This window comes from Peptoniphilaceae bacterium AMB_02, from assembly GCA_036321625.1.
Lineage (GTDB): Bacteria > Bacillota > Clostridia > Tissierellales > Peptoniphilaceae > Microaceticoccus > Microaceticoccus formicicus.
Genome location: CP143259.1, coordinates 1,481,186 through 1,496,182, shown reverse-complemented (window position 1 = coordinate 1,496,182; position 14,997 = coordinate 1,481,186). Strand labels below are relative to the sequence as shown.

The window sequence follows — 14,997 nt, the reverse complement described above, 5'->3', positions numbered from 1 at the left end:
TAAAGAAATACTAACTAAAATCCTGTTTGAAGGAAAAGAATACACGCTGGAAGATAATTCACAAGGATATGGATATATTGCAAGAACCGAGGATTCTAAAGAGATTAGAGTAGATGGAAATACTATTAATTTTGAGTCCGGAAGGAATATTGCAGTTTCAAGGTTAGCAGGCTACATAATTAACGAAACACATAAAAATAAAGAACTGGAATTTATGGATATAAAAACATTGTCAACTAAAATAACTGAATTGACAAATAAACTAGGGTTTGAAAGTTTTGAAATCAATGAAATATATGGTATAGATGAAAAAACTATAGAGGAATTTGTAAAAGTACAAAATGAAGAGGTTCAAAGTAGAGTAACTAAAGATGGAACAATTAAACTATTAGAAACCGATAAAATTAATGATGTATATATTGTTAGCCTTAAAAAGAAATTTGATCGAATTGAAGTATATAACGGTATGTTATCGAATTCTCGAACAAATTCTACAAGATTTGGAACGGACTTACATTTATTATTTGATAAAGACGGTTTAAGTAAATTAACTTTAATATACGACATGGAAACAACGGAAATTCTTAAAGACGAAAAATTAATATCCGGTGAAGAAATTTTGGGAAATGTAAAGAAAGAATTAGAGCAACTAATCGGTGTAAAAGAACCGGAAATCACGTCTATTTCGTTGTGTTATACGACAAATTATGTAGATGAAATAAAAGATTTTAAAAGAATGAATGACCGGGATTTTCATATGGAAATCTTCCCACAATACATGGTAGTAATAACCCAAGAAGTTGACGTTGGAGATAAAACTATTACTGATAAAATATATAAGTTTTACAATGCATACACAGGAGAGGAGATACATTAGATGAGAGTAATAATAAAAGATTTAAAAGAAACAGTACTAAGTCTTAGGTTCTTCCTTGCCCTTATCTTCTTTATCGCTTTTAGATATATAGTAACCTCACAAGAAATAAACTTTCTCTCACAAGGGAAAGGACTATTTCATATGATACATGGAAGCGTAATCTACTTAAGTAAACTCTATCTATTTGGACCTCTCCTACCACTAAGCATGGGAATAACTTTAATACCATATATAGATAGCTTTATAAATGATTACAAAACAGGCTTTTTAAAATATAGAGTAGTAAGAACGGGTACAGACAAATATATAGCATCCAAAATAAGTACGACTATATTAAGCACATTTCTGATTACCACAATAGGATATTCTTTCCTAACCATCTTATTTTCATTTTTACTTCCCTTTGCTTCAAATAATCCTGTGCTTCATACATGGGGACTATATTCATTATCAGAAACGAAACCTGAAATATTTATAACACTTGTAATCATACTATATGCATTAAACTTCTCCTTTTGGGCACTGTACTCACTCTACCTTACCACACTTACAAATAATAAATACCTATCTTTAATAGGTTCTGTATTTACAATGTTGTTTTTAAACGATGTGTTCATAAAACTATTTAAAGTGAGATTTGATGACCTCATGTTAGGATCTTTAAAAATTGTAAATCCACTTTTTAGTTTTCTGGCATCTCTTGTAATCACATTAGTTTTAATTACATTACTTGCAACACTGATAAGTAGCAATATAAAAAAGGTGGTAAAAGAATGATGAAGAAAAACAAATCTATACTACTGATGAGGATGAAGTTTAGAACATGGATTACAGATAAAAGAATATGGGCGCTACTACTCTATCAAATGATAGGAGCATACTTTGTAACCAGTCCTGTATCAGAATTTACAACCTCGATAGGATATAGGATTAGCCCATACCTATATGTATTCGTAGCATCCAACTACAGCATGATACTTTGGATTATGTCAGGAGCTATATTACTATTTATGGATGCACCATTTATGAACAATCTAACTTATAACCAAATAATAAGAAGCGGAAGAAGCTCGTGGAATAGAGGGCAGGTTCTTTATATACTACTTGCATCGACGATTTATATACTGGGATACGTACTTTTTATATATCTTTTTCTAATCACAAAAACCACCTTTATTAATGACTGGGGAAGAGTGATGCATACACTGTCTAAAACCTATGCAGGAGGAGCGTTAGTGGTCATAGACGGCTATATAATGAGGCAGTTTAACCCTATAACAGCGATGTCATTATCGATAATCATAAGCATACTCCAATGCACATTTGTAGGGCTGATAATCTACAATATCTCACTACACTTTAGAACCAATAAGATTGGCCTATTGGCTTCGGTATTATACGTCTTTTCCGCATCCTATGTATGGAGTATGGGAATGGAATTTGAACAAAAATACTTCCCTGTAACATGGATGAATCTAGCTATATACGATAGAAGCGGAATGTCCAGTAAACCTAATATCTGGGGACCACTCATAATAATGGTTACAGTAATAATCGGACTGATAATACTTGCTGATATAACACTAAAAAACAAAGAGATAGAAACATATCCAGAAATATATTGAGGTGACAAATGAGTGAAATAAAAGTAATAAACGCATACAAAAAATACGGAAGCCATACAGTATTGACAGATATAAATTTAGAATTCGAATCCGGAAAAATCTATGGAATCATAGGCAGAAACGGATCCGGAAAAACTGTACTGCTCAAATCCATATGTGGGTTAATAAGACTTACAAGTGGTGAAGTACATGTAAATGGAAAAGTAGTAGGAAAAGATATAGACTTTCCTGAAGAGATAGGACTAATAATAGAAACGCCAGGTTTTTTAATGAATTATACTGGAGTGAAAAATCTTCAGTTATTAGCAGAAATAAAAGGAAAAATCACGAGAAGTGAAATAGAAGAAAGTATAAAAAGAGTGGGGCTTGATCCAAAACTCAAAAAGAATGTCGGAACCTACTCTATGGGAATGAAACAAAGACTTGGAATTGCACAAGCCATTATGGAAAAACCAGATATTCTCCTATTAGACGAACCGATGAACGGACTTGACAATGACGGAGTTAAAGAAATGAGAGAGCTGTTTACCTCATTAAAAGAGGAGGGTGTACTAATGCTTCTATGCAGCCACAACCCTGATGATATTAAATTATTATGCGACCATGTCTATGAAATTGATAAGGGGATAATAAATCAGCTTTATTAAAAAATTTAATAATTCACATAACAAAATCAAGAAGAAAAAAGCAACAGGAAGTGAATCGGAATTTAAATAATTCCGGACACTTCCTTTATTTTAATCAGCCTTATTCGATACTAATAAACAATTTAAAATAAGTGTTGACAAAGGTAAATAATTCTTGTATTATATTATTAGCACTCGGAGCGACTGAGTGCTAACAAAATTAAAAGACAGGGTGAGGACATGTTAGACGAACGAAAGCTGAGCATATTGTATGCGATAATTAACAGCTATATACTATGTGCTGAACCCGTTGGATCAAGGACTATATCCAAACAATATGATTTAGGGGTAAGTTCAGCAACCATAAGGAATGAAATGTCTGATTTGGAAGGGCTTGGTTACTTAGTTAAAGCTCATTCATCTTCGGGTAGAATTCCTTCTGACAAGGCATATAGACATTATGTCAATTATCTACTAAATGAATTGTTTTTGGAAAAAGCTCTTGAAAAAACAGAGATTTCTATACTCTTAGATAAAGATTTTGATGCTATAGAATCTTTAATAATGAATTCTGCTAAGGTTCTTTCGGATATAACTAAGTATACTGCACTGGCGATAGTTTCCAGACAGACTGATATAGTCTTAAAGAAATTGCAGTTGGTCGACTTAACACCCGTGACATTGGTACTGCTGATAGTATACGACAATGAGGATGTTAAGCATCATACGATGTATTTGGATGAACCTATAAAAAGCTCTAGTATAAATATTTTAAATAATTATATTAATTCTAAACTGGTTGGAAAGAAATTGTCCGAAGTTCCCGATAAGATTGATGAACTCATTTCTAAGGGTGAAGGCGAATATTCAAAGTACTTATTGTATTTGAAGAATATTTTCGTATCACAGATAGATGAGATGAATCAAACTCAAATAATATACGACGGTGTTGCAAATATATTCAATTATCCGGAGTATAAAGATATAGATAAGGCAAGGGAATTCGTGGATTTCTTGGAAGCCAGGGAAGGATTGGCAGATGCAATTATGGACGATGATAAAGAAGGACTGAAGATCAGCATCGGTGAAGAGAATAAACTGGAACTGCTGACTGAGTTATCGATTGTTTCATCAATTTACGGACTTTCAGATAATATACATGGAAGAATCGGAATCATCGGACCTAAGAGAATGGACTACAGCGCAGTTATAATGACTATATTATCGCTGACTGAAGCATTAGAGTCCCTTAGTAATAGAGAATAGATGAGGTGAACGGTTTGGTAGAAGACAAAAAATATGAAGAAAATGATTCTGAATTGGTCGACGAAGAATTAGTAGTCGAAGATGAGGAAAATGTGACTGAAGAGACAGAAGAAAACACGGTTGAAGAAGCAGAAGTAGACGAAACAAATGAAGCCTCAAGTTCAGACGAAGCTGAAGAATTAAAAATGGCATTAATAAGATTACAAGCAGACTTTAATAACTATAGGAATAGAGTTAATAAAGAAAAAGCTCAAATGATTAGATTCGCTACAGAATCCCTTATAGAAAAACTCCTTCCTGTACTCGATAATTTTGACAGAGCGATAGAGTCATGTGTTGATAATCCAAGTATAGCAGAGGGTTTTAGTTTGATTAGAGCGGATTTAATGAAAACACTCGAAGCTCAAGGCTTGGAGGAGATTGCTTCTGATGGAGCAAAATTCGATCCGAATCTTCACAATGCCGTAGTTATGGAAGATTATGATGGAGAGTCCGGAATAATTACGGAGACTTTTCAAAAAGGTTATAAATTAGGCGATAGAGTAATTCGTGCAAGTATGGTAAAAGTAAGTAAATAAAAATAAATTAAAATACAAATAATCTAAACTTAAATATCAGGAGGACTACAATATGAGTAAAATTATAGGAATTGACTTAGGTACTACAAACTCCGCAGTTTCCGTTATGGAAGGTGGAGAGGCAATAATAATCCCTAATGCTGAGGGAAACAGAACTACTCCTTCAATCGTTGCGTTTGCAAAAGATGGAGAGAGATTAGTCGGTGAAACAGCTAAGAGACAAGCAATAACAAATCCTGACAGAACTATTATGTCAATCAAGAGAGAGATGGGTTCTGATTGGAAAAAAGAAATAGACGGAAAGAACTATACACCTGAAGAAATCTCTGCAATGATTCTTCAAAAGATAAAAACAGATGCTGAAAATTATCTTGGTGAGACTGTTTCAGAAGCTGTAATAACCGTTCCTGCTTATTTCACTGACTCTCAAAGACAGGCTACTAAAGATGCAGGAAAAATAGCAGGCCTTGAAGTTAAGAGAATCATCAACGAGCCAACAGCTGCAGCATTAGCTTATGGTATCGATAAAGAACATGATCAACACAAAATCATGGTATACGACTTAGGTGGAGGAACTTTTGACGTTTCAATACTTGAAGTCGGTGATGGAGTATTTGAAGTACTTTCTACAAGAGGTAATAACAGACTTGGTGGAGACGATTTTGACCAAGAGTTAATTGACTATATAGCTGATGAGTACAAGAAGGAATCAGGCATTGATTTAAGACAAGATGCTACTGCATTACAAAGACTTAAAGATGCTGCTGAAAAAGCTAAAAAAGAGTTATCAACAACTCTTACTTCAAATGTCAACCTTCCATTTATAACTGCAATAAACGGTGTTCCTGCTCACTTGAACATGGATATTAAGAGAGCTAAATTTGAAGAGCTTACTGCACATCTAGTAGATAAAACAATGACTCCTGTTAGAGAAGCACTTAAAGATGCCGATCTTACACCTGGTGATATAGAGAAAATACTATTAGTAGGTGGTTCTACAAGAATACCTGCAGTACAAGAAGCAGTTAAAAACTTAATAGGAAAAGAACCTCAAAAGGATATCAACCCAGATGAATGTGTTGCTATCGGTGCAGCAATTCAAGGTGGAGTTTTAGCGGGAGAAGTAAAAGACTTGCTATTACTGGATGTTACTCCTCTATCCTTAGGAATTGAGACTCTTGGAGGCGTATCTACAAGATTAATCGAAAGAAATACTACAATACCTACTAAGAAAAGTCAGATATTTACAACTGCGGCTGATGGACAAACATCTGTAGACATCCATGTACTACAAGGTGAAAGAGAAATGGCAGCAGACAATACTACTCTAGGTAGATTCCAATTGACAGGTATTCCTGCAGCAGCTAGAGGAATTCCACAAATTGAAGTTACTTTTGATATTGATGCAAATGGTATAGTAAATGTTAGCGCTAAAGACCTTGGATCAGGAAAAGAGCAAAAGATTACCATTACAGCTTCTACTAAGATGTCAGATGACGAAATAGACAGAAAAGTTAAAGAAGCAGAACAATTTGCAGAAGAAGATAAGAAGAAAAAAGAGTTAATCGAAGCTAAGAACAATGGTGAAAGTATAGTATACCAAACTGAAAAATCACTTAAAGATCTTGGGGACAAGGTAGATGCCAATGAAAAATCTGCAGTAGAGTCAAAAATGGCTGAGTTAAAAACAGCACTTGAAACTGACAATGTAGAAGATATCAAAGCTAAAACTGATGCTCTAACTCAAGAGTTCTACAAGATTTCTCAAAAACTATATGAAAACACAGGTGAAGCACAAGGTGCAGAGGGATCTGAAGGTGCTAAAGCTGAAGAAGATGTCGTTGATGCTGATTATGAAGTAGTTGACGAAGACGAAAAGTAAGATTTTAGAGTCATAAAATGGAGGTGGGATGCATTGCGTCTCACCTTTTTTTACTTATGTATTAATAAACTTGTGAACAATTGACAATGATTATTATTTGTGTAAAAATATTGTAAGCTGAAATAATATTATATTTTTTAAAATTGAAGGAATGGTGAGAATTTGAGAAATCTTTATGAAATTCTTGAGGTTGAAAAGACTGCAACTCATGATGAGATAAAAAGATCATATAGAAGACTTGCAAAAAAATATCATCCGGATTTAAATCCGGATGACGAAGATGCAAGTGAAAAATTAAAAGAGATAAATTTAGCTTATGAAGTATTAAGTGATTCTAATAAGAGATCGAAATACGACACTTATGGCGATGCTATATTCCAAGGGGCAGGTACTACCGGCGGTCCGGGATACGGTGGCGGATTTGAAGATATTTTTGGAACAATATTTAATGATTTCTTTGGCGGTTATTCGGGAGGTACTACCGGTTCGAGAGCCAATAGACCTTACAAGGGCGAAGATATTTCGACCTATATCACTATAGAATTCAATGAAGCCGTCTTCGGTACTGAGAAAGAAATAAGCATTAGAAGAAGGGAAACCTGTGATGTATGTGATGGAACGGGAGCGAAGCCCGGAACCGAAAAGAAAACATGCCCAACTTGTAATGGTAGCGGACAGGTAAGCTTTACACAAGAATCTCCATTTGGCAGATTTGTAAGAACTTCAGTTTGTCCGGAATGTAATGGAACGGGAGAGATAATTGAAGAGCACTGTGAAAAGTGTCATGGCGACAGTTATATAGTCAAGAACAGAAAAATAAATGTCAAAATAGTACCAGGCGTTGACAATGAAACAGTTATAAGAGTATCAGGCGAAGGTCATGCCGGAGTAAACGGTGGACCTAATGGAGATTTATATGTTGGAATTTCTGTAAAACCACATGAGTTCTTTATTAGAAGAGGATTGGATATTTTCTATGAACTACCTATAAGATTTACTCAAGCGGCTCTGGGAGATGAGATAGAAGTACCTGTACTTGACGGAATGGAAAAATTAGAGATACCGAGCGGTACTCAGTCCGGCAAGATATTCAAATTAAAGGGCAAAGGAGTACCGAGTCCGAGATCTTCAGCCGTTGGGGATATCTATATTACTGCACAGGTAGTAACGCCTGAAAAACTGACTGAAAGACAGATTGAACTACTAAAAGAATTCGATGAAATTGAAGGAGTAGAAACTAAAGGAAAGAAAAAGAATTTCTTTGATAAGGTCAAAGATATTTTTGAATAGGAGTCATTATGAAATGGATTGAAGTCGTTCTTGAAACGCCAAGAGAAATAGAAGAGTTGTTAATAGATAAGCTTTATGAGTATGAAATTGACGGCGTAAATGTAGAAGACGATAAGTTAATTTTCGACATGTACGAAAGCGGAACCGGATGGGAACTCATCGATTTGCCTGAGGAAAAGCCGGGAGATTCCGTAAATTTGAAAGTCTTTTTTAATATAGATGATTATAATTCATATATCAGAGCTGAACTTCACGAGTATATTGAAAGATTGGATGCAGATGTCAAGATTATTAGTGAAGAAATACTCGATAATATGGATTGGGCAAATGAATGGAAAAAGTATTTTAAAGTGCTTAAGCTTGGCGAGTCTATAGTAATCAAACCCTCATGGGAAGAATACGAAAAAAATGATGGAGAGATAGTAATTGACATAGATCCGGGAATGGCTTTCGGTACGGGAACCCATGCTTCTACTGCAATGTGTCTTAAAATAATGGAAAGACAGAAAATAGACGGACTGGACATACTCGATATCGGTTCGGGATCGGGTATTCTCTCAATTGCTGCAGCAAAACTAGGTGCGAAATCAGTAACGGCAATAGATATAGATCCGGTATGTGTAAAAACGACTTTGGAAAATGCAGATTTAAACAATTGCTCGGATATAATTATAGCCAAAGAAGCAGATCTCACTGAAGGACTTGACGGTAAATACGACTATGCACTAATTAATATAATTGCAGAAGTGATAGTTAAGTTATTAGATTATCTTCATAATAATCTTAAAACAGGTTCAAAACTAATCCTTTCAGGAATAATAGAAGAAAACACGGATATGGTCATAGATAAACTTAATTCCACAGGGTACAGGGTATTGGAGTTAAATCGTGATTCAGGTTGGACTGCGATTTTAGCGGAGTATATAAATGCATAGATCTTTTACTGATGATTTTATGAGGCTTAATGAAAAATTTAATATATATGGAGAGGACTATAATCATATCTGTAAATCCTTGAGGATGAAGATAGGAGAGTGCTTAGAAATTGTTGGTGAAAATGGCTGTTATATATGTGAAATAGAAAACATTGAAACAGACCATTTAACAGTTATGCCCATAGAAAAATGCAAAAAGAGCAGTGAGTCTGAAATTGATATAGTACTGTATCAAGCTCTTGCTAAAGGCGAAAAGATGGATTGGATAATACAAAAAGCTGTAGAGCTTGGCATAAGGGAAATTTATCCAATCAATACCTTAAGGACGATAGTAAAACTCGATGACAAAAGAAAAGAAAAACGAATACAGCGGTTTAATGCTATAGCTAAAGAGGCATCTAAACAGAGTAGAAGAGATGATATCCCGGTTGTTAATGATATCATCGATTTAAAAGACATAGATGAAGAGAATCTCCTGGTAGCATATGAAAACGAAGAAAAGAATACACTGAAAAAATATTTAGAAGAAAATAAACCAAAACGTATCGGACTTGTAATTGGTCCTGAAGGCGGATTTGATCCTTCTGAAATTGAGTATCTATTAGATAAAAAAGCAGCAATAATTTCTCTTGGCCCAAGAATTCTAAGGACTGAAACCGCTGCTATAGTTCTGACTTCAATTATTCAGTATGAACTTGGAGATATGGGGGAATAAATTTGAAAGTCTCAATAATGACCTTGGGCTGTAAGGTAAATCAATACGAATCAGAAGCTATGGCTGAATTGTTTACTAACAGCGGATATGAAGTTGTAAATGATGAAATATCAGATATTTATATAATCAATACATGTACTGTTACGAATCTAAGTGACAGAAAATCAAGACAGTTTATCTCAAGAGCAAAGACAGAAAACCCGGAAGCAATTATTGCAGTGGTCGGATGTTATTCACAGATATCACCTGAGGATATCGAAAAAATAGGCGATATAGATATAATTCTAGGTACTACAGACAGATGTAGAATTGTGGAATTATGTGAGCTTGCAATGAGGGATAAAGTTCAAATAAATTTAGTTAAAAAACTTGAGCCCGGCAAGGACTTCGAACCTCTTGAAATCACTGAGAACAGTGATAAAACAAGATCCTATATTAAAGTTCAAGAAGGTTGCAATCAGTTTTGTACCTACTGCATAATTCCATATGCAAGGGGACCTATAACCTCCCGGGATATGGATTCAGTAATCAGTGAAGCTACCGTGCTTGCAGAAAATGGGTATAAGGAAGTGGTATTAACGGGCATACATGTAGCTTCCTACGGGTTAGACCATGGAAAATCAGAAGCGCTTATAGAGCTTATAGAAGGTGTCGATAAGATACCCGGTATTGAAAGAATTAGGATGAGTTCACTGGAACCAAATATTATAACTAGACCATTTATGGAGAGAATATCCAAGCTGGATAAGTTTTGCGATCACTTCCATCTATCATTACAATCAGGTTCGGACAATGTCCTAAAGAGGATGAATAGAAAGTACAATTCTGAAGACTATACTAAAAAGATTGAACTTATTAGAGAGTACTATCCGGATGCCGGAATCACTACTGATATAATCGTGGGATTTCCGGGCGAATCTGATGAAGACTTTAAAGACAGTCTTAAAATGGTTAATGATATTGGTTTTTCAAGGGTACATGCCTTTAGATACTCACCTAGAACGGGAACGCCCGCTGCAAAATTTAAAGATCAAATTCATGGTGAGATTAAAAAGGACAGATCTAATACTTTAATTGAATTGGCAGACAGGAAATCGGAAGAATTCTTAGATTCTTTAATCGGAAAGAAACTTAAAATCCTTTTTGAAACTAAAGCCGGAAATGTCGTAGAAGGCTATTCTACAAATTATGTCAAAGTCGGTGTCAACTCCGGCGAAGATTTGGAAGGACAGATAAAAACTGTTATAATAGAGGAAAGAAGAGAGGATTTATTGCTTGGAAAGCTTTTGTAATTCATTCGCTCTGATGGATGGAGGTGAAATAATGGATTGTATTTTCTGTAGTATTGCAGATGGTAGCATACCTGCCGACAAGATTTATGAAGATGATAATATGGTGGTTTTTAAGGACTTAAATCCTCAAGCTCCAATTCATTTATTAGCAATTCCTAAAGCACATATAAGTTCAAATAATGAGGTTAATTCAGAGAATAGTTTTGTAATTGGCAAAATATTTGAAGTCATTGCTAAAATCGCTAAAGAACAGGGATTTTACGAAGATGGCTATAGAATAGTTAATAATTGTGGTGTGCATGGAGGTCAAACTGTGGGACACCTACACTATCATGTATTAGCCGGAAGAAATTTACAGTGGCCACCCGGTTAAATGACTTGCAACATTTAAATTATTAGGGTATAATATCTAGGTATTATACTTAGTAATACAAGCACTCTTGTACTACGAGGGGAGGGATATTTAATGACTGAGATTAAAGTTGGGGAAAATGAATCGCTAGAGAACGCCCTCAAAAGATTCAAAAGACAATGTGCACGCTCCGGAGTTCTCTCTGAGTATAGAAAAAGAGAACACTATGAGAAGCCAAGTATAAAAAGAAAGAAAAAATCTGAAGCTGCTAGAAGAAAAAAAAGAAAATTCTAGTTGTTATTGGCATGAAGATGGTACCATTGCAAATTATTTGCAATGGTATTTTTTTATTTGTTTTTAATTGTTAAGATTTCATAAAATTATTATATTTACTTAAATATAGGATATAATTAGGGTATAAATATTGTATAGGAGTAGTTTACTATACAAATTAGTTTACTTTATATTAATGTTCTATAAAACTCAATAATATATTTGGTAAACTGGTTTTATTGCAGGACTCTTGTATTCTGCTAACTTATGAATAAATGAAGGACTGCAATAAGGCTTAATGAATAGAAAATCGAATACAAATATCCGGTTTAACAATAAAAACTGAGGAGGTGAGCAAGTGAAAAAGAGATATGGGATTATTATTATTGTTCTATTAATGTTAATAAGTTCAACAATAGGACTGGCAGATGCAGAATCTGTTTATTTAATACCGGTTAAGGGTAATATTAATGGTGTAACTCAGTCTATTGTAAATGATGGAATAAAAGAGGCTGAAACTTCAGGTGCATCTATAATCATATTTGATATAGACACCTATGGAGGATTTATCCACTCTGCCGAGAGAATAAAAAACGATATTATCAAGACCAGTCTTCCAACCGTCTCTTATGTAAATAATAAGGCAGAGTCGGCTGGTGTTCTAATTGCATTGGCATCTGAAAAACTAGTTATGAGTAAAACAGCTACCATCGGGTCAGCTGAAACAATTCCTAGAGATGAAAAAACTCTTTCGCTTTGGGTCAGTATTCTAAGAGATACTGCTCAATACAGAAACAGGGATGAACAGATAGTTGCTTCCATGGCTGATTCATCTATAGAGATAAAGGATGTAATTGAAAAGGGAAGACTGCTGAACTTGACGACAAAAGAAGCTGAAAAACTGGAATTCATTGATTATTCAGCAGAATCAGTGAATGAAATATTAAGTACAGAAAATAAAGCCAGTGCAGAGATTGTTGAACCTAAGATATCCGCTAAAAACAGAATTGCAGATATATTAACCAATCCAATAATCAACACACTCCTACTCATTATAGGTTTTGTAGGTGCAGTAGTTGAACTATTTATGCCGGGATTCGGTTTAGGTGGCGTTCTAAGCATTTTGGGCTTCGGTTTATTCTTTGCAGGTAATATAATTAGCGGAAATGCCGAATGGATGTCACTGGTTCTCTTTATACTTGGAGGAATACTGATATTTATAGAGATGCTCATACCGGGATTTGGACTTCCCGGAATTAGCGGAATCGTGTTATTGGTGATGGGACTTGTATCGGCTATGAAAGACATTACTCAAGGTTTATTGTCTCTGAGTATTGCGATAATTATAGCTGCAATAGTAGCGATAATAGTCGTTAAGAAGGGATTTGAAAGTCCGCTGATGAAGAAAATTGTACTCGGGAAAAACTTGGATACTGAGAGTGCAAAACCTGAAACTATCAACACCTTTGATATTATTGGCAAGGAAGGAAAGAGTATGACAATACTGCGTCCATCCGGGACAATAGACATCGATGGAGTTAGATATGACGCACTTACCGAAGGTGATTTTATACCTCAAGGTGTGGATATAAAAGTAATAAGAGTTATAGGAACAAAAATTTTTGTAAGGAGGGCTTAATATGCCAACGAATTTTATTCCAATTGTAGGAATTGCCTTTTTATTAATTGTATTTTTAATGATCTTTTTAACTATGGTACCTGTAGGACTTTGGATTACAGCGTTCTTCTCAGGAGTTAAGGTTAAAATCTCGACTTTGATAGGTATGAGACTTAGAAGAGTTGTTCCATCCAGAATAGTCAACCCACTTATTAAAGCAACTAAAGCGGGTTTAAGTCTTGATGCAGATACCTTGGAAGCTCATTACTTGGCGGGTGGTAATGTCAATACCGTTGTAGATGCCTTAATCGCTGCTCAAAGAGCAAATATCGAACTTGAATTTGAAAGAGCTGCCGCAATAGATCTTGCCGGTAGAAATGTATTGGAAGCTGTTCAGGTATCCGTTAATCCTAAGGTAATTGAAACACCTCAGATATCAGCCGTAGCTATGAATGGTATCGAAGTTATAGCAAAGGCTAAAGTTACTGTTAGAGCCAATATAGACAGATTAATCGGGGGTGCCGGTGAAGAGACAATAATTGCAAGGGTTGGAGAAGGTATTGTAACTACGGTAGGTAGTGCTAGAAGCCATACAGAAGTATTGGAAAATCCTGATTCCATCTCGCAAACAGTTTTAAGTAAAGGTCTTGACTCAGGTACTGCCTTTGAAATACTTTCAATCGATATTGCAGACGTTGACGTTGGAAGAAATATCGGAGCAAAACTACAAACTGATCAAGCTGAAGCTGACAAGAGAATTGCTCAAGCCAAAGCGGAAGAAAGACGTGCAATGGCTGTTGCGAAAGAACAAGAGATGCTTGCAGAAGTTAGAAGCATGAGGGCTAAGGTAGTTGAAGCTGAATCTCAAGTTCCATTGGCAATGGCAGAAGCTTTAAAAACAGGAAAATTAGGCGTTATGGATTATTATAATATGATGAATGTCAAAGCAGATACTGAAATGAGAGATTCTATTTCAAATTTGGGAGCAGATAAAGAAAGTAAGGGCAGTGACTCTAAATAATGAGTTTCACCGAATAAAGGTGGTGAGAAAATGAGGTTTAACTTTTTTACAATCCTAATTATTTTTTCTGTTCTCAGACTGATTTTCGGGAATAAAAACAGATATAATCAGCAAAAGACCAAATCAGGCAATAAAAGTCAGAGTGATTCTATTGAAAAAGCAAAAAGAATTGCAAGCAATATGGGAGACCAATATGAAGAGATTTTTGGAAGTATTTTCGTGCAATCCAAAAAATCAGACAATCAAAAATCAGCTAAGAAAAAAGGTTATTGGGAAGATGTTTTTAACCCGACTACCGCTACAAAACCTAAAAATAAAAAAGCTGAGAAAAAAGAAACGCACAAACATTCCGCAGAAGGTCAATCCCTGGAAGGCTACAGCATGCACATGCGTGGATATGACGAAGACGATATGGATCATAAAAGAAAAGCTGCTAAAGCATATCACTCTGAAAAAGTTGAGATTGGGGACGAACTATTAGTTCAGAACATTCAAGAAACTTCAGAACCCGCTGTAGGTTTGAACCTATTTGGATTTGCCGGAGGTGGTACCGGTAAAAGTGAAATAAGAAGGGCAATTGTCTACTCAGAGATCTTTGGTAAACCTAAAAGCATGAGGAGACATTGATTAATAGAAAAACGAAAGGA

At 35.1% G+C, this 14,997-nt stretch carries 16 protein-coding genes; all 16 read left to right on the top strand.

Features of this window, described 5'->3' with window-relative positions:
- The first annotated feature begins 229 nt into the window (after positions 1–229).
- The 16 genes from VZL98_07300 (at position 230) to VZL98_07225 (ending at position 14,977) form a co-directional block, all read left to right on the top strand.
- Positions 230–877 carry a hypothetical protein gene (locus VZL98_07300; protein ID WVH62504.1) on the top strand — a complete coding sequence of 216 codons (648 nt, stop codon included), beginning with the start codon at positions 230–232 and terminating at the stop codon, positions 875–877.
- On the top strand, positions 878–1,654 hold the full coding sequence (locus VZL98_07295) for a hypothetical protein (GenBank protein ID WVH62503.1): 777 nt from the start codon (positions 878–880) through the stop codon (positions 1,652–1,654).
- Positions 1,651–2,502 (top strand): hypothetical protein, encoded by an 852-nt coding sequence (locus VZL98_07290; GenBank protein ID WVH62502.1) that lies wholly within the window; start codon positions 1,651–1,653, stop codon positions 2,500–2,502. Before VZL98_07295 ends, VZL98_07290 begins: the two co-directional genes overlap by 4 nt.
- 8 nt (positions 2,503–2,510) lie before the next feature.
- Positions 2,511–3,149, top strand: coding sequence for an ATP-binding cassette domain-containing protein (locus VZL98_07285; GenBank protein WVH62501.1), 639 nt, complete (start codon positions 2,511–2,513; stop codon positions 3,147–3,149).
- 219 nt (positions 3,150–3,368) lie between these two features.
- Positions 3,369–4,394: a heat-inducible transcriptional repressor HrcA gene (hrcA, locus tag VZL98_07280; GenBank protein ID WVH62500.1), complete on the top strand. Its 1,026-nt coding sequence runs from the start codon at positions 3,369–3,371 to the stop codon at positions 4,392–4,394.
- Between the two features lie 14 nt (positions 4,395–4,408).
- Positions 4,409–4,972: a nucleotide exchange factor GrpE gene (gene grpE, locus VZL98_07275; protein ID WVH62499.1), complete on the top strand. Its 564-nt coding sequence runs from the start codon at positions 4,409–4,411 to the stop codon at positions 4,970–4,972.
- Positions 4,973–5,024: 52 nt separating this feature from the next.
- A complete protein-coding gene (gene dnaK / locus VZL98_07270; GenBank protein ID WVH62498.1) occupies positions 5,025–6,854 on the top strand; it encodes a molecular chaperone DnaK in 1,830 nt (609 codons plus the stop codon).
- Positions 6,855–7,016: 162 nt separating this feature from the next.
- Entirely contained in the window at positions 7,017–8,144 is a 1,128-nt protein-coding gene (gene dnaJ / locus VZL98_07265; protein ID WVH62497.1) for a molecular chaperone DnaJ, read from the top strand.
- Between the two features lie 8 nt (positions 8,145–8,152).
- Positions 8,153–9,079, top strand: a complete 927-nt coding sequence (prmA, locus tag VZL98_07260; GenBank protein ID WVH62496.1) for a 50S ribosomal protein L11 methyltransferase — start codon at positions 8,153–8,155, stop codon at positions 9,077–9,079.
- A complete protein-coding gene (locus VZL98_07255; protein WVH62495.1) occupies positions 9,072–9,794 on the top strand; it encodes an RsmE family RNA methyltransferase in 723 nt (240 codons plus the stop codon). The genes prmA and VZL98_07255 overlap by 8 nt, the downstream gene beginning before the upstream one ends.
- Positions 9,795–9,796: 2 nt before the next feature.
- On the top strand, positions 9,797–11,086 hold the full coding sequence (gene mtaB / locus VZL98_07250; GenBank protein ID WVH62494.1) for a tRNA (N(6)-L-threonylcarbamoyladenosine(37)-C(2))-methylthiotransferase MtaB: 1,290 nt from the start codon (positions 9,797–9,799) through the stop codon (positions 11,084–11,086).
- 31 nt (positions 11,087–11,117) lie between these two features.
- Positions 11,118–11,459, top strand: a complete 342-nt coding sequence (locus tag VZL98_07245; protein ID WVH62493.1) for a histidine triad nucleotide-binding protein — start codon at positions 11,118–11,120, stop codon at positions 11,457–11,459.
- 93 nt (positions 11,460–11,552) lie between these two features.
- Positions 11,553–11,732, top strand: coding sequence for a 30S ribosomal protein S21 (gene rpsU / locus VZL98_07240; protein ID WVH62492.1), 180 nt, complete (start codon positions 11,553–11,555; stop codon positions 11,730–11,732).
- Positions 11,733–12,069: 337 nt separating this feature from the next.
- Positions 12,070–13,350, top strand: coding sequence for an NfeD family protein (locus tag VZL98_07235; GenBank protein WVH62491.1), 1,281 nt, complete (start codon positions 12,070–12,072; stop codon positions 13,348–13,350).
- A 1-nt stretch (position 13,351) separates the two neighbouring features.
- Positions 13,352–14,350 (top strand): flotillin-like protein FloA, encoded by a 999-nt coding sequence (gene floA, locus VZL98_07230; protein ID WVH62490.1) that lies wholly within the window; start codon positions 13,352–13,354, stop codon positions 14,348–14,350.
- A gap of 30 nt (positions 14,351–14,380) precedes the next feature.
- Positions 14,381–14,977, top strand: a complete 597-nt coding sequence (locus VZL98_07225; GenBank protein WVH62489.1) for a hypothetical protein — start codon at positions 14,381–14,383, stop codon at positions 14,975–14,977.
- Positions 14,978–14,997 lie beyond the last annotated feature (20 nt).

Excerpts from the sequence above, each read along its gene's own strand:
- VZL98_07295 (WVH62503.1), top strand. The coding sequence starts at position 878 with ATGAGAGTAATAATAAAAGATTTAAAAGAAACAGTACTAAGTCTTAGG.
- VZL98_07290 (WVH62502.1), top strand. The coding sequence starts at position 1,651 with ATGATGAAGAAAAACAAATCTATACTACTGATGAGGATGAAGTTTAGA.
- VZL98_07285 (WVH62501.1), top strand. The coding sequence starts at position 2,511 with ATGAGTGAAATAAAAGTAATAAACGCATACAAAAAATACGGAAGCCAT.
- hrcA (WVH62500.1), top strand. The coding sequence starts at position 3,369 with ATGTTAGACGAACGAAAGCTGAGCATATTGTATGCGATAATTAACAGC.
- dnaK (WVH62498.1), top strand. The coding sequence starts at position 5,025 with ATGAGTAAAATTATAGGAATTGACTTAGGTACTACAAACTCCGCAGTT.
- prmA (WVH62496.1), top strand. The coding sequence starts at position 8,153 with ATGAAATGGATTGAAGTCGTTCTTGAAACGCCAAGAGAAATAGAAGAG.
- VZL98_07255 (WVH62495.1), top strand. The coding sequence starts at position 9,072 with ATGCATAGATCTTTTACTGATGATTTTATGAGGCTTAATGAAAAATTT.
- VZL98_07245 (WVH62493.1), top strand. The coding sequence starts at position 11,118 with ATGGATTGTATTTTCTGTAGTATTGCAGATGGTAGCATACCTGCCGAC.
- rpsU (WVH62492.1), top strand. The coding sequence starts at position 11,553 with ATGACTGAGATTAAAGTTGGGGAAAATGAATCGCTAGAGAACGCCCTC.
- floA (WVH62490.1), top strand. The coding sequence starts at position 13,352 with ATGCCAACGAATTTTATTCCAATTGTAGGAATTGCCTTTTTATTAATT.
- VZL98_07225 (WVH62489.1), top strand. The coding sequence starts at position 14,381 with ATGAGGTTTAACTTTTTTACAATCCTAATTATTTTTTCTGTTCTCAGA.